The following is a 19,264-nucleotide window of genomic DNA, read 5'->3' on the forward strand; positions in this document are numbered from 1 at the left end:
AGTGTTGCCATGTTATTCAATAATTTGCCGAAACACCGAAAAGCAGCAAGGGTGCAAAACGGAAGTTCGCTGCTGAGCGCACAAAGGTCAGCTATAAGGGACTTCAGTTAGCTTCTTCCCTCTAGGGTTCGGTCTGAAAGCCATGCAGCAGTAGTGTCACTTTCCTTGCTCAAGGTATCCGCAGCTTGAATATGGCCAATTGCGCCACCCCTGGAATCGTAGATTGATGGGCGGCCAAGACTGGCAAGCAATGCGGTGGCATCTTTGTCGAGAACACCTAGCTGATTTAGGATTGCGACTAGAGCAGGAAGACGAGCGCGGGAGTTCCCGTCGGCGACCTTGAGTGCAACGGCGAGACCATCCTCTTCGAGAAAGGCCAGAAGAAAGGCTTCGGCACCGCCCTTGAAAACGACTTGTCCTTTCGTGGCCGTTATCACTTCACCCATCGGGTGTGCTGTGCCTGAGGCGTATTCGGGGTGTTCTCGCATTGCAGCCAACAACCGCTTGGTTGCCTTTCTGCGCCGTTCCGGGCCTTTGTTTACCATGAAGCGTGCGCCAAGCCGCGCGACGTCCCCGATTGTCAACGCTGGCGTCGGCAAAGTACATCCATCGACGCCCCAATCCTTCACTGAAGCGTCAAACTGATCAAGGGTTTCAGCGTAGGCTTGCTGGGTGGGATGCTCTAGGTGTTGATAGCCTTCAACCGAATGGCCGCAATGTCGGCAAACGCTAAGAAAGCCTGTGTGTTTGCCAGAGCAGTTATGATGCACTGAACTTGGCTGGACGCCGTTTGCGATCATCGTATGCTTGGTTTCCAGATGCTTGGGGTACTCGGGCCCACAGGCAAGTGCCTCTGACGTGTAGTCAAGGGTTCCAAGCCACTCCTCTACCATCCCGATGTGATGCGGTTCACCGCGATGGGATGCGCAAGCCAGCGCGATATGCCGAGACGTCAAACCGTAAGCATCGGCAGCACCAGTCTCGATCAAGGGCAGGGCCTGAAAAGGTTTCATGGACGACCTTGGATAGGTGACTGTAGAGACATCCCCCCACCCCTCGATCACCTCGCCTTGCGTATTGGCGACTGCCGCGACGCCCCAATGACGACTTTCCAAGACGCCACCACGCCAGATTTCCGCGAGTTCTGCAAAGTCTTTCATTGAACCCCCATTCTTTCGGTCAGCGTAGTGAACATGGCGAGCCGAAGCGAAAAGATAAAACGCCTTCTGTCATGCCGAAACGGCATGGGCCAAGGACTTCCATCGGTATTGGCTTTGAATATGATCGTGGCCATGACACAACCGCCGATCCATCCAATCCAACCTGACTGGCGCGCCATGTTCCCTGCCGCCGAGCGCCAAACCTATCTCAATATCGGCTCACGAGGGATCATATCCGATGCAGCGAAGAAGGCTGCGGAACGGATGATCGAAGGGCACTGGCTTGCGGATATGTCGAAAGAAGAGCGACAGCCGATGAAGGTTGGGTGTCGCGAGAAATTCGCGCGTTTGATCCATGCGGATGGGCCGCATGAGGTGGCGATCCTCAAGAACGTCTCGGAGGGGATCAACCACATTGCTACAGCCATTGAGTGGAAGGCCGGTGACAATGTCGTCCTTACTCCAGAGCTGGAGCACAGCAACAACATATACGCGTGGATGGCGCTGCGTGCGAAAGGTGTGGAGCTGCGCGAGATCGCGCATTTGGATGGTCATATCGATCCAGCACGCATGATCGCGGCAATCGATGAAAAGACCCGTCTGGTCACGGCAGCGTCGGTGACTTTCACCCCCGGTTTCAGGACAGATCTGGCAGCAATCGGCCAAGCCGCGCGGAAGGTGGATGCGTTCTTCATGGTCGATGCCGTTCAGAGCTGCGGTATTCTGGAGCTGGACGTCAATGAGGTCATGGCGGACGGTGTCGCGGTATCGACATCCAAGGGGCTGTTGGGGCTGATGGGCCTTGGCTTTCTATACGTCCGGGAGGATTGGCTGGACCGGTTGCGGCCGTCTTTCGTGGCGCGGCACTCCGTCAAAGCCGATGGGCATGAGAGCGAGTATGAGGGCGCCAACTTCGAATATGCGCCCGATGCGACACGGTTCGAGATAGGCAATTACAACTGGACAGGAATTGCCGTATCGGACGTCGCGCTTGGTGAGCTTCTTCAGATCGGTGTGCCGAACATCGAGCGTCATGCTCTTGGTCTAGCCGACGCCTTGCGCGATGGGCTTCGGGATGCCGGTCTAAAGGTCGCGACCGCGGAGGACCCGGCCCGGAGATCCCATCTGGTCATGATTGGTGAGATGGGTTCGGGCGACACTTACACAACGGGCGATCCGCGTTTGAACCAGATTGCCGAGGTGCTGACCGAGGGACATGTGAAGTTCACCATCCGACGCGGTATGCTGCGCTTTGGCTTTCACCTTTACAATGACATGACAGATGTCTCACGCGTGTTGGAGATCGTAAGATCAGTTTGATATTCCACGAGATGGAGACGCCAGCGCTGATCCTCGATATCGACCGTTTGCGGATCAACGCAAAACGTATGCTGGATCATTGTGCCGCGCGTGGGATCATGTTGCGCCCTCATGTGAAGACACCGAAATCAGTTGATGTGGCGAAGCTCGCCACTGGCGGACGTATGTCCACAATCACAGTTTCTACGTTGGCTGAGGCAGAGCATTTTGCACAAGCCGGGTTTACTGACATTCTCTATGCCGTTGGGATTGCGCCAAACAAGTTTGACCGCGCGAAGCGGATCGGGCCGACGCTGACTGTGGTCGTGGATTCCGTTGAGATGGCGACCGCCGTCGCCCAGAGTGATCTGTCAAATCCGGTCCTGATCGAGATCGATTGCGGTGAGCATCGTGGTGGATTACCAACGAATGATCCCGAGCTGGAGCACATCGCGCAGAAGCTTGACGCACAATTTGCGGGGATCATGAGCCATGCCGGTCAGTCCTACGCAACCGATGAACTGGCGGTTGTGAAGGACATCGCAGCTCGGGAAGTGAAAGCCGCCCGACTTGCGGCAAACCGGCTAACGCAGATCGGGTTGACAGTTGGAACTGTCTCTATCGGCTCCACACCGACCGTCCTGCATGGCGATGACCTGGACGGTATCACCGAACTGCGGGCTGGCATCTATCTGTTCCATGACCTTTCCCAGGCAGCCCGGAACATTTGCAGGTTTGATGACATCGCACTAACTGTGCTGGCCAGCGTGATAGGGCATAACCGTGCGGCGGGTGTCCTGACCCTCGATGCGGGTGCCTTGGCGATGTCGAAGGATATCGGCGCGCAGAAGCATCTGCCCAATGCGGGCTACGGATGGCTTTGTGATGTTGAGACGGTGAAGCCGCTTGGTTTGAGCATCGATACCGTCCACCAGGAACATGGCACGGTGAAGGTGAGAGATCCGGTCGTTTATGATCAACTACCGATTGGATCCATGGTGCGTGTGATGCCGGTTCATGCCTGTCTGACCGCGGCTGGAGGATATGGACGTTACTATCTGACCGATGGTCACATCTGGCCACGTATCGACGGCTGGGACTGAGTCACAACTTCGGCACAGACGCCAGAAGTGTCCGCGTATATTCTTGCGTCGGGGCTGCAAAAAGATCGGCTGTCACACCTTCTTCGACGATCTGACCTTGCTGCATCACGATCACCCGGTCCGCCATCTGCCGGACGACGCCAAGGTCATGGGTGATCAGAAGCAGCGTCAGGTTCAGTTGATCTCTCAGCCCCTCAAGAAGGGTCAGGATCTGGGCCTGAATGCTGACATCCAACGCACTTGTCGGTTCGTCGCAAAGGATGATGCGGGGCTGCAGGATCAAGGCACGTGCTATAGCCACACGTTGGCGTTGCCCGCCTGACATCTGGTTGGGGAACGCGTGAAAGAACCGCGGTGACAGCCCGGTTTGTTCCATGACTTCACGAGTGCGGGCGATGCGCTCGGTCTTTGTTCCGATGCCGTGGATATCGAGGGGACGTCGAATGATCTGATTAACCGACATGCGCGGATTGAGTGAGCCATAAGGATCTTGGAAAATCGGCTGGATCAGGCGGGCACGGACAGGTTCGGGAACCTGTGAGATGTCTTCTCCGTCAAGAAAAACCTGACCCTGCGTCGAGGTCTCCAGCCCAAGAACCATGCGCGCCAGTGTCGATTTTCCGGATCCGCTTTCACCGACAACTGCAAGTGTTTCGCCTTCACAAAGCTTGAAGCTCACATCCTTGACAGCTTCAATCTTGCGGGTTGGTGCAAAGAGCGCGCGGCGAAAGTGATAGGTCTGACTGAGGCCCATGGCGTCAACCAGCACTTTGCCCGAGGGTCGCGGTGGTCGGGAATGTGCTTTAGGCAGACTACCGATCAGACGCTTTGTGTAGTCATGCTGCGGATCACCCAGCACAGTGCGCGTTCGTCCGGTTTCGACAACCTCCCCTTTCAACATGACCATCACACGATCAGCATGATTTGCCAGAACACCGAAATCATGGGTGATCAGGATGACCGCGATCCCCAGTTTCTCTCTCAGGTCCTTCAGAAGATCGAGGATCTGGGCCTGTATTGTCACGTCCAACGCGGTCGTCGGCTCATCAGCGATCAGCAGATCGGGGCTGTTCATCAGCGCCATTGCGATCAGGATCCGTTGCCTTTGCCCCCCCGAGAACTGATGGGGATACTGGTTGAAGCGGTCTTCAGGATTGGACAGGCCAACCGCATTTAGCAGTTCTATCGCCCGTTCCCGCGCGGCGGAATGCGTGCCGCCATGCACCGTCATCGTCTCAGTCAGTTGGCGCCCAATCGAGTAGACGGGGTTAAGCGTTGTCATGGGTTCCTGAAAGATCATCGCGGCTTTCGCGCCACGAATGTCGGCTGAGAGCTGTCGGTCGGACATCGACAGGATATCGGCGCCACCGATGCACATCCGATCCGCCTGAACGATTGCGCCAGGCGGCAGCAGGCCCATCAGCGCAAGCGCTGTCATTGATTTACCTGAGCCGCTTTCTCCAACGATCCCGAGAGTTTCGCGAGGCCCCAGGGCAAGCGACAAATCCTTGACCGCAGTCAGCAAGCCACCGGGCGTCGGCAGGGAGATTGTCAGATTTTCGATCTTGGCAATCGGGTGCGTAAGAGGACTTTGATGGTTCATTGACGCGCCTCCGGGGCTGTGACGTCGCGCAGGCCATCCCCCATCAGGTTCACGGCGATGACGAGAAGGAACAGTGCCCCGCCGGGAATGATTACGAGCCAAGGCTGAAAGAAAAGCGCGTTACGCCCTTCGGCGATCATCAGGCCCCAGGATGGCGTCGGTGCAGGGATACCCACACCAAGAAAGCTCAGCGTTGCCTCTGCGAGGATCGCTTTGCCGAATTCGAACGTATAGATGACGATGATATGGGGCATGACGTTGGGCAGAACATCCCGGGCCAGGATCGAAGTGGACGACGCGCCAAGGGCGCGTGACGCCTGTACGAACTCCATCTCGCGCACCCGCATGGTCGCCGCACGGGTCACGACCAGAAACAGGTTCCAATGCAGAATCCCAACGACGCAGATCACAACAAGTGTCGAAGGTCCGATGATGAAGACCAGCGCCATACCCAGAAGGATCGTGGGCATGGCAAGCTGACAGGCAAGAAGAAAGCTGACAACGCGGTCCACGCGTCCACCCCAGTAGCCAGCCGCCAGCCCGAGACCGACCCCGATGACGCAGCCGATGGTCGAGGCGCCAATGCCGACGATCACGGAGATCCGTGTGCCGTAAAGAAGCCTTGTCAGATAATCGCGGCCCAGATGATCGGTGCCAAACGGATGCGCCCAGTCCCCACCGGCCCAGACCGGCGGAACCATCCGGTTGGCGATGTTCTGCGTTGCATAGTCGTAAGGCGTCAGAAGCGGTGCGAAAAGTGCCAAAAGGATGAAGAACCCAACCACCAGGCCGCCAAAGACGATGCCCTTGTGACGTCGCATCCTGCGGAGCGTTGCGTGGAGCGGTGGCTCTCCTTCGAGATCAAGGTCGACTGTGCTCATCAGGTCAACCTGATGCGTGGGTCAAGCCAGGCGTTCAGAAGGTCGGCCAGAAGGTTGGCGAAGACAAAGAACATCGCGAACAGAAACAGTAGCGATTGGACAACGGGGACATCCCCGATCAGCACGCTTTCCACAGCCAGCCGCCCAATGCCGTTGATGGCAAAAACGGTCTCCGTAACGATCGCTCCACCGAGCTTCTCGCCGAATTGGACTGCCAGGACACTGACAACTGGCAGCAGGGCATTGCGCATCGCATGGCGGCGGAGCAAAGCGCCACCTCGATACCCCTTCGCGCGGGCGGCGCGGATATAGTCTGTTCCCATAACCTCGAGAAGACCGGTACGGGTCAGACGCATGATTGATGGGACAGAGGACAAGCCCAGAACAATCGCCGGCAAAACAAAGTGCCAGATCGTATTGTTGCCCGATACAGGGAAGATCGGCTAGATCACCGCAAGCAACAGGATTGCCATCATTCCCAGCCAGAAATTCGGGATCGCCTGTGCTGCGACCGCGATGGAGAGCGCACATCTGTCAATCAATGTGTTCGGGTTCATCGCGGCGAGGACGCCAAGCGGGACTGCCACAACAATCGTCACCGTGAGCGACATACCCGCTAAAAGCAGGGTGACGGGAAAATGCCGTGCAACCAGCTCGCCCACGGGCACACGCCAATGCACGCTCTGACCAAAATCCCCGCTGAAGAAGCTGACCAGCCAGTCGTAGTATTGAACGTGCAAAGGTCGGTCGAACCCATAAAGCTTTCTAAGCCGCTCAATCTCTTCTGTCGTTGCCTCTTCTCCGGCGATGGTCACTGCAGGATCAGTGGCAAAGTTCAAAAGGAGGAATGCCACCAGACTGATGGCAAACCCCACTGCAAGCGCAAGCCCGCATCTTCTGAGAACATATTCAAGCACGATGATCAGACCCTAGTTGGCATGCTTCCATCGCACCATGAACAAGCGTGGCATTCCGTCTTCGGGTTGCACATATTCGATGTCATTGGAGAGCAGGAAGTTCTGCGAATACTTGTGAACAGGGACCCAATAGGCCTGATCAGTGATCATTGCGATTGACTCACGAAAGCGTTCTTGGCGCAGATCCTGATCATAGGTGCTGTTGGTCGATGCGACCAGCTCTGACAGTGTGTCGTCCCCGGTGTACACACGGGCCTGATCTGTGATGAAACGGTCGGGCATGATCGCCCCGGCGTCCGGAATAGAGAACGAGCCGGACGAGCCATAGAAAGCCATCAGTTCACCAGCGTTCCGGGGCGTTGCAACGCTTCTGAGATAGTCAAGCCGCGCGTTCAGGCCGATCGCGTTCCAATAGCCGACCAACGCCTCCATGACATCCCTGTCGCGCGACGCGGTCAGGACCATATCGAACCCGTCAGGGTAGCCTGCTTCGGCCAATAGGGCGCGGGCACCATCGGGATCATAGTCATAGGTAACAGCTGCGCTCTCGTCGCACCCGAACTGGATCGGCTGGCAAGGTGTGACAAGTGGCGCAGAGCTTCCCCGCACGATGTTATCGACGATCGCCTGGCGATCTATCGCGTGGTTCAAAGCGCGACGCACGCGGATATCGGTCATCGGACCGTCGGGATCAGACCGACCGGCCGCGTCCAACGCCACATAACCCACCCGCATAGACGGGCCCGCCACAAACTGCGCTCGACCTGAATTCCCAACATTCTCGGCGATGTCGGTGGGCACGTTGAACGCCCAATGGACACCGCCCGCCATGACTTCAGCTGCTTGAGTCGAATAGTCACCGATGATGCGAATGGTCATGTTCTGGATGGATGCGACAGATTTCGGGCTGTCGGGACGGTACCCCTCATAGAGCTCGATGGTGACCTGCTGGCCCGGAATGTACTCCAGAACGCGATATGGTCCGGATCCCAGCGCCAGCTCGCGCTGTGCGTCGGGCACTGTCGCACCGTCGACCTCATAAGAGCCTTCTTTGCGGATCTTGGTGTAGTATGAGAAGTCATAAAGGACCATTGCGTAGGGATACTTCATGTTGAACTGGACCCGGCGTTCGTCCAGCGCTTCAACATTGTCCAGCCAGCGATCAATGCGGGCATGGAACCGGGTCTCGGTCGTTTCATCCAGAATGTGATTGAACGAATAGACCACGTCGGCGGATGTCATCTGGCTGCCGTCATGAAAGGTCACGTCATCGCGCAGGGTCACGACAAGCGTCGTGTCATTCACGAACTCATGCGACTGCGCGGACAGCGGCACCGGCTTTTGTGTTTCGGGATCAACGTAATACAGCGCGTCATCAATGAGCAGGCCCAGAATATCGTTCTCCCGCCGGGTGTTATAGAGCCCATCAGTGGTGTTGATTTCGCGGGGAAACGCGACGATGAGGGTGTCATCCTGCGGAGAAGCCACGACGGGTGGTGTCGCCATGAGCGTTAATGTCATGCACAATAGGAAGGGCTTGAGGTTCATGTCATTCGATCCCTGTTGTTGATTATCATTAGGTCAACATGAGACGCGGGCGACGCCCTAACTGTCCAATACCATTGCCGTGGATAGTTATGCTTTTTTTGCATTGGCAGCTGGGGCCATGTCAGGGTCGATTCATCGCAACGAAAAACGGACGGAAAAGGGGTCGCGTGTGCTGAAGTTGTACTGGCAACGGGTCGGGTCCAATCAAAACCATGTTCAAACGCGTTGGCCCCGCTTGCTTGGGATGATCATGACATGGAGTTGAAATGGCTCGAAGATTTTGCAGCACTCGTGCGAACCGGAAATTTCAGCCGTGCCGCAGAAGAGCGGCATGTCACGCAGCCCGCTTACTCCAGACGTATTCGAGCGCTTGAGTATTGGCTGGGTGTCACGCTCTTTGACCGTTCCTCTTTCCCTGTGCAATTGACCTCTGCGGGAGAGGAGTTCTTACCAAAAGCGCAGGCGCTTATCGCTGATATCAACCTGTCGCGTCAGGATTTGCGACTGATGCATGCGCAGGACAAGACCTCCGTTCGCATCGTTACGCTGCACACTCTTTCGATCAGCTTTCTTCCCCCAATCGTCCGCGATTTTGTGCGCGAAAACCCGGAGGCTTCAATATCGATTCTCCCCTCTGTCCAAGGAGTAGAGCAGTATTTTGAGGCCCTTTTGACGGGCGTTGCCGATGTTTTGCTGACCTATGACACCGGCGATACGGTTCTGGACGCTGATGCCTTAAGCCAGATCGAAATTCGTCAGATCGACGCTGACCGATTGATCCCCGTAATGTCTCCGTCACTGCGGGCAACGCTGCCTCGTGATTGGATCGAAGCGCAGAAGCCGATCCCTCTATTGGCATATAGCAGTTTCTCTTTTTCCGATCGGATCGTGCAGCCTGTTTTACCAAGGTTGCAATGCAGTTTCCGCAAGGTCTTTGAAAGTCCGCTTAGCGAAAGTCTCCGACGTGTCGCACTGGATGGCACGGGCGTCGCATGGTTGCCAGAACGGCTTGTTCGGCAGGATCTCAAAGCAGGTTCACTGATCGAGATGGAAGGCGCTGACCTTGCACCGGTTGTGACGATCTCTGTCTATAAGTTACGCGCAACCCGCAGCGACCTTGTGGAGGCTGCATGGGAAGTCTTATGTCGGCAATCAGGCGCTTGAATAATCAAGTGGCCGCTCAAGTAGGTGCGGTCTATCACAAGCGTCTCTATACAGGCTGAATTGTCACCTTCATCTTTTTAAAATAGTTGCCCTTGTGACATGGGATGGTGCGTTCGGAAGGCGAATTTCCGTCCGATAGCTACGGCGTGGCTAAGTGTGGTGTTTCCATGACTGATCCTCCGATCCGCCATGCCCTCCTACGACGACAACCCAACGTTGACGAGGGACCATGTCACATCATGCTGAGTCGCCTCTGAGGTCTGATTTGAGCCCATTTAGGCCGATGCTGCAGCTGGTGAGCAGGGCTGCTTCTGCGGCTGAGCGACTTGGCTCAAGCAAGGAGCATTTCGTGCAACCGTGGCGCACTAGGGAGGCACATCACCTGCTCGGTCCGAGGCCGATCCGGTGCATGACATGTTCCCCAGTCAGTCGGCGGTGAAGTAGAGCGCCGACAACATGGACCAGTATCGCGGCCATCAACATGATTGCGACGGCGTTGTGCGCGGCTCCAGCCCGTAACGAAAGCTCCGGTGCTAACGACAGAGTGGGAAGGGTGATTACACCAAATAATTCGATGGGGAAACCCAATGCGGCGAGACGAACGTAGCCTGAAACCGGAAGAACAAGCAAACAGAAGTATAGACATAGCTGCACGGCTCCCGCGACCCACTGTCCGATCGAACTGCTTGTAAGAACACTATCACCGAAGGTACGCACTGCGATACGTATGATTGTCAGAGCCAGGAGAACGGCACCAGAAGAGATATGGGCTTGAACCAGCGCTTCCGCGAGGATGGGTCTCGGCTCATAAAGCCAAGCGTTCAGTCCGGCTAAAGCGAATTGTACAGATACGAGGGCGACGGTCAGCCAATGCAGCCAACGCACTGCGTCCCCATGTCGATCTAAATGTCTCTCAGTCGAAAAGCTCAACGCGTAGCACCGTTGATGTAGACATGTGGATCACAAGGCGACCGTCCACTGCGATTACATACGAAATTCGATAGACCACCTTGGGACGCGAAGTCCAGTGACGGGCGCGTGAAAGTGAAGTCCGTCGCGGCCGCTGTCGCGTGGCACGACAGGCACGAGGCTTGCGGCCGTGTTTCGAAACGCGGTTCGCCTGCGCCAGAGAAGGACCCGTATTGCCATCGGCCGTCCACCCTTTGCTTGTGGAATACAGTCCCGACTTCACCCGGCGAGTAATAGGACTCCATCAGAATGCGCGTGCCATCTGGGAGCGGCTCGCCCGGGCGCACTGCAGTGAGCGTCTCGGGTGTCACGAGCATTCTGCGATAGGTGCCATTCGGGCGATCGACCTGGGCATAAGCAACGTAAGCCTCGCCATAACGGTCTGTCTCCGGAAGGCTCGTGGCGCCGAAAGCGGCCATTCCGATCGCCGCTGCCGCAATTGTGATGAGTGTTCGGCTCATTGAGCCCTCCTCTTGGGTTGCGTCCGACCAGGAACTGACCGGGCGCGCTTTTTTGTCAGCGTGCGACCTTCGTGAGGAAGTGTACGCCGCGCGGCGCCGGTATCGCATCGCCGACCCGGGCGAACGGCTCATCGGCATCAGGTGTGAAAGACCAGAACTCTATCTGCCCTGGTCCGGCATCCGGTCCCTGGTAGCTCGTGACCGCAACGTGACGTCCATCATCGTCAAAGACGATGCCTTGCGGCAGGGTCACGTCCGGCAAACGTGTAGAGCCCTTCACCTCGACCGCGCCTATTTCTTCCCCGATTGCGAGGACCGTCAACTCGCTATAATCCGTGTAACCGGGATGATCCCTCGGCAGCCAGGATGCGACCATGTTCAAACCGACGACATGCGTACCGTCCGGAGAGATCGCGAAATTCTCAACATAGCCCATCCCGAAAGGGACGACGGCAGCGACTGCATGCTGAACAGGATCACTGTCGTAGGTCGGTGAGCGATCGTTGGCGCGACGCGGCGCGGAGTCGGGTTCTTCAGTATCGTCAAAGCGGACAATTGTGAGAAGGCTGCTGCTCCGACCATAGCCAAGCTGTGCGAGATCGCCGGTGATGTTTATGGTTGTGACGAGGAAATGTCTCCCGTCAGTAGTCCACTGTCCCTTTCCCGGAAGCGGCGCTGTGGAGATCGGTGCACCCCATGGCTCCAGCACACCATCTGTATATCGGAAAAAACCGACCTTCGCAGCGCCACCAAGCGTTACGGCCGCGAACTCTCCGGACGGATGCCACTTGATCTCCGGCACGAAGATATTGTCCAAGTCTTCGATCCCGAGGTCTTGCACGGTCGGTTCACCGAGCTGTCCGTTGTCAAGCGGATAGAGAGCAATCTGACCCAAGGCGGCATAAGTCACCGCGACCACGCCGCCGGACGGATGGATGTCGATGGCGGTTGGCGGACCCGCGGCTTCGATTGTCTGCCGCACCGTCGGGTTGGTACGATCGGACAGATCGACGACCGTCAGCGTGTTGCCTTGCTCGATCTCGCTGAACTCGCGCGCATCTTCTGCTGGCTGGGCGAAAGGTTCGGTCGATATGGCGGTTCGGCCGTCCTCAGTCACGGCAAGCACATTCGGCCAAGTCGCGACTGAGTTGGACACGTTGACATCGCTCCGGGTCCACATACCGTCCTCGGCGCGGCTCAGAACACTGAGAAGGTCTGGCTCGCGAGGCCCAAGCAGGCCGTCGATATAGCCTGTGGCGACCATGGCGCCGTCAGAGAGCGCGACCAAGTCGGTGTTTGCGAAAGGCGGGTCTTGCGCAGCCACGACCGACTGTGACGCCAGAAGGCCGATCGCAAGGGCTACGGTGGTGCGTTTGAGAGTATGTATGGGAGACATGAACGGACTTCTCTACTTGTTGGATTGATGCTGGATATGGGGCGCTGGGTTGATCCGTTCCAATAAAGATATGATTGTAATTGATAACCTGAATTTATCAGCTGGAGGTGTCATGTATGGACCTTCGCGGTCTTGAAGCTTTCTGTACGTTGGCGCGCACGCTCAACTTCCGGTCCGCTGCTGCGGAACTCGGCGTGAGCCAGCCTGCCTTCAGTATCCGGATCGCCCGCTTGGAGGACGAACTTGGCATGCGGCTGTTCGCCCGCTCGCGCGCCGGTGTCTCGCTTCTGGAGACTGGACGGCAGTTCCTTCCACACGCATGCCATCTGCTCGAACGTTCGACCGTCGTACGGGAAACAGCATTGAGCATCGCGAGCGGCCGATCCGGACAGCTTCGTGTTGGCTACACACCGGTTTCATTCATGGGAGACGTTCCGAAGCTGCTTCGGAGCTACGCCCTTTTGCAACCAGACGTTCGCGTTGAACTGACGGAGGGCCTTTCAGGCGAGATCGAGGAAGGGGTCGCGACCGGGCGGCTCGATGCGGGCTTCGTGCATCCCCTTACCGCAACGCCCTACCTTCAGTTTCACCCGATCACTGTGGACAGCTATGTGAGCGTGCTGCCTAGTGATCATCCCTACGCCGACCGGAAGAGCATCCGTATCGCAGATCTGGCGGATGAGGAGTTCGTTTTGGTCGAGCGCAACACAGGCCCGATTATCTACGATCGCATCATCACAATGTGTACCCAGGCTGGCTTCTCGCCTCGCATTCGGCAGGAGGTCGTCAACTCGATCGCCGCCATAGGTCTCGTGGGTGCAGGCTACGGCGTCGGGTTCGTAGTCGGTTCGATGAGAAAGCTGGGCCGCGACGATGTGGCGTTCATACCGATCGAAGGCAAGTCGCCAGAGCTACCGCTGGCCCTCACTCGCGACCCAAAGAAGACATCGCCGGCGCTCGACGGCTTCGTTGAGTTCGTTGAGGCGAGATCGCTGAAAATGAGTGACTAGCGACACGCTTTGGGAGAAGTGTTCAATATCGCCTTAGGAATAAAGCGGATGAGGTGTAGAGATCAGATTGCTTTGACCGCTGACCCGTTCCATCGGATGATTGCGAAAAAACATGGCCATGTCGTCCGACCGTATGACAAGACGCTTAGCTGACATATTCTAGATAATCTTCTCCATTAGCAGACTGTTGACGAGGGCAATCAGATGGACCTGCAAGCCTTGCTATTGGCAAACTTTCGCAAAAGCCGAAAACTCAATGCGATAGTGTCCGAAGACGAATACTACGCGCGTGCGGAGACGAAAAGCTTCCGGGTCGCGAAAGCCATGACAGACGCTATGTTAAAGCGAGCATGCAAGGTGATCGAATATCTCAATGGTCCGAGGATGACGGCCGCGAGTTCAACAACAACTGGATATCGACGTGGAGCAAAGCGACTCTGATCAGAGAGCGGCAGTTTTGGAAGTGATCGAGGCGGAAACGGATGCCTACCTTCGTTGCGATTTTGACCGGTGGGAACAATACTGGCTCGATACGCCCGAAATCCGTCGGATACATAGTCATGTCGGCACAGGAGTCACCGTTGTCGAAGGCGCGGAAGTTCGTGCACGGATGCGCCGTGTTATGTCAAAGGGCATCAAAGGGCGAGTTGGCGCGCCGATAAGTCGGGAAAACGTCAACATCGTTCTCAGCCAGGAGATGGCTTGGGTTACATACGAACAGGTCGGTGAAATTGCTGGTGAGCTTGGAGAACTAGCCGGGCGTTACCATGAGCTAAAAGTCCTGCACAAGATCGCGGGCTGCTGGAAGATCGCTTGCATAGCAGGGCATCAAATTCGCGTCGATCACGTTGTATCACCGCTGATCGAAATTGATCCAAACGGTGTCATACTTTGGATGAATGATGCTGCGGAAAAGCGACTTATGACGCATCCTAAGTTGGGCGTCTCGGGCGCAAGACTTCAGACAACAGATAGTGATGCTCAATCGGAACTCTTGTCAGCTGCAAATTGGATCGCTGAGATCCGCGACCGGCATTCGCCTTGCTCAACCGCAGAGGCTGTCACTCGCGGTATTGCGCTTGGACAAGATGACTACGGACTCATGCACGTATGCTGGGTAGTCCTTAAAGATGGCAAGTGTCTCATTGTTCTAGACGACGTAGATCGATTGCAAAGGCAAATGGCTGTCGCAATAGAGATCTATTCCTTGTCTGAAGCCCAAGGAAAACTGGCCAAACGCATAATTGAAGGAGATGATCTCGCCACTGGTGCACAGGCGTTAGGCATAAGTCCAAATACGGCAAAGACGCACAAGCAACGCATTTACGACAAGACGGGGGTGCGAACTCAATCAGCTCTGGTGCGACTATTGTTGAACGCGGAGCCCACCACAGTTTAGGGCCGGTAGGCTAACGAGAAGCCCTGAAAACGGTCATTTGCGCAACTGCAGCGAACGGCAGGTTGGTCCGCGGACCCGTCGCTAAGTGCTTAAGCCGAACGGCGGCTAAGGGCTGCAGGGTGACCCTGGACCCAAACGCGGCGGAGGTCAGCAGCGAGCCCAGTTTGACCGATGCTGCAATGCGCATGAGTGGGTGCTTCAGTTTTTGAAATCTGCTAGCGCCCGATGAGCGGATGTTCTTGAAACCTCTAGATCACGCGCGATTTGAGGTTTTGGAATGATGGCTCGTGTTGAAAGCTTTCAGCGATTCTTTGGTCGCGTCCATCCCCAGATCACTCCTAACCAGCCCCGGCATTTTGCAGCCATCCCTTCCTGATGCTCTCAGCATTCTCATGCTCAGTACGACAAGCCGCTGTTGCATCAGCATTTCAGCGCTGACTCGTATTTCCTATATCAGCACGAACTTGCTGAATAACAGCACGTGCAAGAAGGATGGCGCAACTTCCCGTCACCTCAAGCACCTGTACGAAAGCGATATTCAACTTTCGCGCGAACCGACGAGGGCCGGAAACTCAAGGCACTCTCAAACTAGGAGACCAGTATGGCACTCGATCAAATACGTCTTTACGATGATAACTTTATCTTCGAGTCCACCGAGAATTCGAAAAAACCGGTGGCAACACTGGATAGTCAAACCGCGCTTGAACAATCACTGGTGGCTCGCGGTGTCGACACGGACGCGCAGACCGAAGATCAGATCGGAACCCTTACAAATTCCGCCGCTTGGCTCGACACAGCAATGTCGGCTGATCTGACCACGGGCCAAGACGCTGTGGCACTACTTGGCAGTGAGTTGGACATCACGCTTGTCGAGGACTTCCGCACAACCGATGGGCAAAAACTCAATGGTGCCGCCACCGAAGATGGCCGGATTTACCTTGATGCAAATCTTAGAGAAGAAACACTGGTTGATACGCTTGTCGAGGAAATCGCCGAGGCTGCATTTTACAATGCATTCGACAGAGCGTCACAAGGTGATTTTGGCGCGGAAGTTGTCGCGCGAATGTCAAAGGCTGAAGACTTGCCATCGCTTGGACGTTTCGTGAACCCGGTCGAGGACGATACAGTGCAAACGGAGTTCGGTGCGGCAAAAGCAGCCGTCCAACCATCAGATTTCATGACCGGTCCCTTTGGAAGCGATCTTATCAAAGCAAATGGCCTCATCGGTTTGACGGATGTCACCACAAAAAATGGCGTACTTGAGAACCTCAACAACACGCCGTTGGTTACCCCCAAGGCCAGCGATTTCGATCTGGAGAGTGTTCAGGGCAAATACGACCTGAATTTGGATGGAGTCTTGGACGAATACAAAATGAAAGCTGTATATCCCGCCCGCGACGTATCAGTCCTTGAAGTGACGCCAACGAGACTTATCCCGACTTCTGAATCGAAGACAGTTCTGATTGGCAAAGGAGAGGCATCAACGACTTGGGTGTTGCGAGAGGAAGAATCACACAGCACAGATGTCCAATTTGGCTTCAGTTCTTCGGTTGCACTTGAACTCAGCGCATCCGGCGAGTTTCTTGGCATAGGTGCGTCATCATCACTCACAACCACTGTAGAGACCAATGAGTCGGTTACAACTAGCAACAGTTTTACTGTCGCAAATGAAGTCCGCGACTCATACACGATCCCGGCAGGTGCATATGAAGAAGGCACACTGGTAAACTATGGGTTTCACATGATCGTTGCCGATGTCTCGGTTGTGGAAGAAACGCAGTATCTCTTGGAAATCACGAATTCAGAAAATGGACAAGACCACGCTGATTTCAGGGCTCAGGATACCGGTGTGGTAAAGGATCACTATGCTGGCCTGGTTGTGACCGACTATGATGTGACAGATGCACCAAACGGTGATGAGATCCTTGGTTTCGTTTGAGAGGTAGGTCTACGACAGAAGGGAGCGGCGTGCCCGCTCCCTACAAGCGCATAGGCACTATACAATGAATTCCATAAGGTACTAGATCCCTAGAGCGGACCTTGACGAAAGCCGTTCAAACGGCAGCTTTGTCCCGCACTGCGGCAGCGCCGCAGAACTGTCTTGCAGCCGATGCAGCGTTCAAATTCAGGCGTGTGGACGCAGTATGGAAACACGTTGCGGGAAAACGCCGGCCTTTGTCGAAAACGGGCCCAACACAGCAGGCCCGTTCTGCGGCGTCGTCAGATCATACGCCTTTGCGTTGGCCTGTTTGCCCCCGCCTCAGACCCCGGCCTTGACGATGGCTTCGGCGAGGATCGGCACCGTTTCGGCGTTTAGCCCCGCGATGTTCATGCGGCTGTCGCCGACCATGTAGATGCCTGAGTCTTCGCGCATCTTGACCACCAGTTCGGGCGATGCACCAAGGCGTGAGAACATGCCGCGGTGCTGGGCGAGGAAGCCGAAGCGGTTAGAGCCGGAACGTGTCTCAAGCTCTTTGGCGAGTTGTTCGCGCAAGGACAGCATGCCGAGGCGCATGTCTTCGAGTTCCGTCATCCAGTCGGTGCGCAGGGCGTCGTCGTTCAGGATCATCGTCACCAGACGTGCGCCGTGGTCGGGCGGGAAGCTGTAGTTCTGGCGGTTGAGGAAGTTCAGCGTGCCTTGGGCAATCGCCTTGTCCGTGCCGTTGGCCACAAGCATCAGGATGCCCGTACGTTCGCGGTAGATCCCGAAGTTCTTGGAACAGCTGGCCGCGATCAGGCATTCGGGTACAGCCGCTGCAACAGCGCGTGTACCGGCTGCGTCCACATCCAGACCGTCGCCAAACCCCTGGTAGGCGATATCGATCATCGGGGTCGCGCCGGTGTCTTGCAGGACCTTGATCACCTCATCCCATTGCGGGCCGGTCAGATTGGCGCCCGTCGGGTTGTGGCAGCAGCCGTGCAGCAGGATCACATCGCCCTTTTTCGCAGTTTTGAGGTCGGCGATCATACCGTCGAAATCGACACCACGCGTTTCGTCATCGAAATAGCGGTACATCACTTTCTCCAGCCCAAGGTAGTCGAGGATGGACAGGTGGTTCGGCCAGGTCGGGTTCGACACGAAGATACGTGCGTCGGCATTGGCCATGCGGATCAGTTCAAACGCCTGCCGCACGGCACCCGTCCCGCCGGGGGTTGCGACCGAGTTGACCGAACTGCGCGGCACGGTGGTGCCCAGCACGAGGTTCACCATGGCGTCGTTGAAGTCGGGCGCCCCGGCGAGGCCGACATAGCTTTTGGTGTCTTCGATTTCCCACAGCTTTTGCTCTGCCGCCTTGATCGCGCGCATCACGGGGGTGTTGCCTGTCGCGTCCTTGTAGACGCCGACCCCAAGGTCGACCTTGGCGTCGCGCGGGTCCTCGCGATACATCTGCATCAGCATCAGGATGCCGTCGGGTTTCTGCGCAGTCAGGTGTTCGAACATCAGGCGTCTCCGGTTGCGACGGGGACCATGGGCGACATGCCCCATTCGGCCCAGCTTCCGTCATAGAGGGACCAACTGTCATGCCCCATACGCTCAAGCGCGAGGGCGAGGATGGCTGCGGTGATCCCGGAGCCGCAGGTGGTGATGATGGGTTTGTTCAGATCGACGCCCGCGTTTTCAAAAACGGCGCGCGTTTCGGTGGGGGATTTCAGTGTTTTGTCACCGTTGAGCAGCGTGTCATAGGGCAAATTGCGCGAGCCCGGGACATGCCCGGACCGCACACCTTCGCGCGGCTCTGGCGCCTCGCCGCTAAAACGTGCCGCGGCGCGGGCATCAACAACCTGGGTCGAGCCCAGCTTGGACGCCTGGCTGACCTGCGTGACATCCCGCACAAGGTGGTTCTGGAACCGCGCCGTCAGGTGCCGGTCCTTGATGACAGGGCCAATGTCTTCGATTGGGCGCCCTTCGGCCTGCCATTTCGGCAAACCACCATCCAGCACGGCCACATCGTGATGCCCCATCAGCCGGAACAGCCACCAGACGCGCGGCGCGCTCAGAATACCAGCACCGTCATAGACAACGACCTGGTGTCCGTCGCCCACGCCCATGGCCCGCATGCGCGACATGAACTTTTCTGGCGGGGGGGCCATATGCGGCAGGTCCGAGCGGGCATCGCTGATTTCGTCAATGTCAAAGAAGCGCGCGCCGGGGATATGGGCCGCCTCGTATTCGGCCCGGGCGTCGCGACCTGCATCCGGCAGATACCACGACGCATCCAGCACCCGCAGGTCGGGATCCTTGAGATGCGCTGCCAACCAATCGGTCGATACAAGCGTCTTTGGATCGTCAGACATGGGTGAGTCCCTCCGGGCGGTCAAAAACGCCTTTGACTAACGCCGGAGGGACCAGATT

General features: G+C 56.7%; 17 protein-coding genes. 6 read left to right on the plus strand and 11 right to left on the minus strand.

Going from position 1 to position 19,264, the window contains the following annotated elements; genetic code table 11:
* Positions 1-107 precede the first annotated feature (107 nt).
* Positions 108-1,160, minus strand: coding sequence for an asparaginase (locus tag AC53L6_RS01805; RefSeq protein ID WP_299706236.1), 1,053 nt, complete (start codon positions 1,158-1,160; stop codon positions 108-110).
* Between the two features lie 132 nt (positions 1,161-1,292).
* Between AC53L6_RS01805 and AC53L6_RS01810 the strand changes: the two genes are divergently transcribed.
* On the plus strand, positions 1,293-2,480 hold the full coding sequence (locus AC53L6_RS01810) for an aminotransferase class V-fold PLP-dependent enzyme (RefSeq protein ID WP_496906584.1): 1,188 nt from the start codon (positions 1,293-1,295) through the stop codon (positions 2,478-2,480).
* Positions 2,481-2,491: 11 nt separating this feature from the next.
* Positions 2,492-3,562 carry an alanine racemase gene (locus tag AC53L6_RS01815; protein ID WP_496906585.1) on the plus strand — a complete coding sequence of 357 codons (1,071 nt, stop codon included), beginning with the start codon at positions 2,492-2,494 and terminating at the stop codon, positions 3,560-3,562.
* Between the two features lies 1 nt (position 3,563).
* Here AC53L6_RS01815 and AC53L6_RS01820 read toward each other — a convergent pair whose 3' ends face one another.
* From AC53L6_RS01820 to AC53L6_RS01840, 5 genes are read right to left on the minus strand one after another with little or no spacing between them, the layout of a single operon-like run.
* Positions 3,564-5,165, minus strand: coding sequence for an ABC transporter ATP-binding protein (locus AC53L6_RS01820; RefSeq protein ID WP_496906586.1), 1,602 nt, complete (start codon positions 5,163-5,165; stop codon positions 3,564-3,566).
* The gene (locus tag AC53L6_RS01825) at positions 5,162-6,046 is read right to left on the minus strand and encodes an ABC transporter permease (protein ID WP_299706224.1); all 885 of its coding nucleotides are present in this window, start codon (positions 6,044-6,046) and stop codon (positions 5,162-5,164) included. The genes AC53L6_RS01820 and AC53L6_RS01825 overlap by 4 nt, the downstream gene beginning before the upstream one ends.
* Positions 6,046-6,444: an ABC transporter permease gene (locus AC53L6_RS01830; protein WP_496906587.1), complete on the minus strand. Its 399-nt coding sequence runs from the start codon at positions 6,442-6,444 to the stop codon at positions 6,046-6,048. The genes AC53L6_RS01825 and AC53L6_RS01830 overlap by 1 nt, the downstream gene beginning before the upstream one ends.
* 45 nt (positions 6,445-6,489) lie before the next feature.
* Positions 6,490-6,963 carry an ABC transporter permease gene (locus tag AC53L6_RS01835; protein WP_496906588.1) on the minus strand — a complete coding sequence of 158 codons (474 nt, stop codon included), beginning with the start codon at positions 6,961-6,963 and terminating at the stop codon, positions 6,490-6,492.
* A gap of 12 nt (positions 6,964-6,975) precedes the next feature.
* Positions 6,976-8,511, minus strand: a complete 1,536-nt coding sequence (locus AC53L6_RS01840; protein ID WP_496906589.1) for an ABC transporter substrate-binding protein — start codon at positions 8,509-8,511, stop codon at positions 6,976-6,978.
* Between the two features lie 255 nt (positions 8,512-8,766).
* Here AC53L6_RS01840 and AC53L6_RS01845 point away from each other — a divergent pair, with 255 nt between their 5' ends.
* Positions 8,767-9,675: a LysR family transcriptional regulator gene (locus AC53L6_RS01845; protein ID WP_496906590.1), complete on the plus strand. Its 909-nt coding sequence runs from the start codon at positions 8,767-8,769 to the stop codon at positions 9,673-9,675.
* A 378-nt stretch (positions 9,676-10,053) separates the two neighbouring features.
* Here AC53L6_RS01845 and AC53L6_RS01850 read toward each other — a convergent pair whose 3' ends face one another.
* From AC53L6_RS01850 to AC53L6_RS01860, 3 genes are read right to left on the minus strand one after another with little or no spacing between them, the layout of a single operon-like run.
* Positions 10,054-10,605 carry a cytochrome b gene (locus AC53L6_RS01850; RefSeq protein ID WP_496906591.1) on the minus strand — a complete coding sequence of 184 codons (552 nt, stop codon included), beginning with the start codon at positions 10,603-10,605 and terminating at the stop codon, positions 10,054-10,056.
* Entirely contained in the window at positions 10,602-11,105 is a 504-nt protein-coding gene (locus AC53L6_RS01855) for a cytochrome P460 family protein (RefSeq protein WP_496906592.1), read from the minus strand. Before AC53L6_RS01855 ends, AC53L6_RS01850 begins: the two co-directional genes overlap by 4 nt.
* Positions 11,106-11,160: 55 nt before the next feature.
* The gene (locus tag AC53L6_RS01860) at positions 11,161-12,501 is read right to left on the minus strand and encodes a lactonase family protein (protein ID WP_496906593.1); all 1,341 of its coding nucleotides are present in this window, start codon (positions 12,499-12,501) and stop codon (positions 11,161-11,163) included.
* A gap of 116 nt (positions 12,502-12,617) precedes the next feature.
* Here AC53L6_RS01860 and AC53L6_RS01865 point away from each other — a divergent pair, with 116 nt between their 5' ends.
* The 3 genes from AC53L6_RS01865 to AC53L6_RS01875 all read left to right on the plus strand — a co-directional run bounded on the left by AC53L6_RS01865 (position 12,618) and on the right by AC53L6_RS01875 (position 16,849).
* A complete protein-coding gene (locus tag AC53L6_RS01865) occupies positions 12,618-13,511 on the plus strand; it encodes a LysR family transcriptional regulator (protein ID WP_496906594.1) in 894 nt (297 codons plus the stop codon).
* A gap of 463 nt (positions 13,512-13,974) precedes the next feature.
* Positions 13,975-14,910 carry a nuclear transport factor 2 family protein gene (locus AC53L6_RS01870; protein ID WP_496906983.1) on the plus strand — a complete coding sequence of 312 codons (936 nt, stop codon included), beginning with the start codon at positions 13,975-13,977 and terminating at the stop codon, positions 14,908-14,910.
* Positions 14,911-15,511: 601 nt separating this feature from the next.
* Positions 15,512-16,849, plus strand: coding sequence for a hypothetical protein (locus AC53L6_RS01875; RefSeq protein WP_496906595.1), 1,338 nt, complete (start codon positions 15,512-15,514; stop codon positions 16,847-16,849).
* A gap of 321 nt (positions 16,850-17,170) precedes the next feature.
* Here the strand turns inward: AC53L6_RS01875 and AC53L6_RS01880 are convergent, their stop codons facing one another.
* Both AC53L6_RS01880 and sseA read right to left on the minus strand, forming a co-directional pair.
* Positions 17,171-18,352: an amino acid aminotransferase gene (locus AC53L6_RS01880; RefSeq protein WP_496906596.1), complete on the minus strand. Its 1,182-nt coding sequence runs from the start codon at positions 18,350-18,352 to the stop codon at positions 17,171-17,173.
* Positions 18,352-19,206, minus strand: a complete 855-nt coding sequence (gene sseA / locus AC53L6_RS01885) for a 3-mercaptopyruvate sulfurtransferase (protein ID WP_496906597.1) — start codon at positions 19,204-19,206, stop codon at positions 18,352-18,354. Before sseA ends, AC53L6_RS01880 begins: the two co-directional genes overlap by 1 nt.
* Between the last annotated feature and the right edge of the window lie 58 nt (positions 19,207-19,264).

Source organism: Tateyamaria sp. LSS28 (genome assembly GCF_059611725.1).

Bases quoted from the DNA above. Each gene is read 5' to 3' on its own strand.
- AC53L6_RS01805 (WP_299706236.1), bottom strand. From the start codon at position 1,160: ATGAAAGACTTTGCAGAACTCGCGGAAATCTGGCGTGGTGGCGTCTTG.
- AC53L6_RS01810 (WP_496906584.1), top strand. From the start codon at position 1,293: ATGACACAACCGCCGATCCATCCAATCCAACCTGACTGGCGCGCCATG.
- AC53L6_RS01815 (WP_496906585.1), top strand. From the start codon at position 2,492: ATGGAGACGCCAGCGCTGATCCTCGATATCGACCGTTTGCGGATCAAC.
- AC53L6_RS01820 (WP_496906586.1), bottom strand. From the start codon at position 5,165: ATGAACCATCAAAGTCCTCTTACGCACCCGATTGCCAAGATCGAAAAT.
- AC53L6_RS01825 (WP_299706224.1), bottom strand. From the start codon at position 6,046: ATGAGCACAGTCGACCTTGATCTCGAAGGAGAGCCACCGCTCCACGCA.
- AC53L6_RS01840 (WP_496906589.1), bottom strand. From the start codon at position 8,511: ATGAACCTCAAGCCCTTCCTATTGTGCATGACATTAACGCTCATGGCG.
- AC53L6_RS01845 (WP_496906590.1), top strand. From the start codon at position 8,767: ATGGAGTTGAAATGGCTCGAAGATTTTGCAGCACTCGTGCGAACCGGA.
- AC53L6_RS01855 (WP_496906592.1), bottom strand. From the start codon at position 11,105: ATGAGCCGAACACTCATCACAATTGCGGCAGCGGCGATCGGAATGGCC.
- AC53L6_RS01860 (WP_496906593.1), bottom strand. From the start codon at position 12,501: ATGTCTCCCATACATACTCTCAAACGCACCACCGTAGCCCTTGCGATC.
- AC53L6_RS01865 (WP_496906594.1), top strand. From the start codon at position 12,618: ATGGACCTTCGCGGTCTTGAAGCTTTCTGTACGTTGGCGCGCACGCTC.
- AC53L6_RS01875 (WP_496906595.1), top strand. From the start codon at position 15,512: ATGGCACTCGATCAAATACGTCTTTACGATGATAACTTTATCTTCGAG.
- AC53L6_RS01880 (WP_496906596.1), bottom strand. From the start codon at position 18,352: ATGTTCGAACACCTGACTGCGCAGAAACCCGACGGCATCCTGATGCTG.
- sseA (WP_496906597.1), bottom strand. From the start codon at position 19,206: ATGTCTGACGATCCAAAGACGCTTGTATCGACCGATTGGTTGGCAGCG.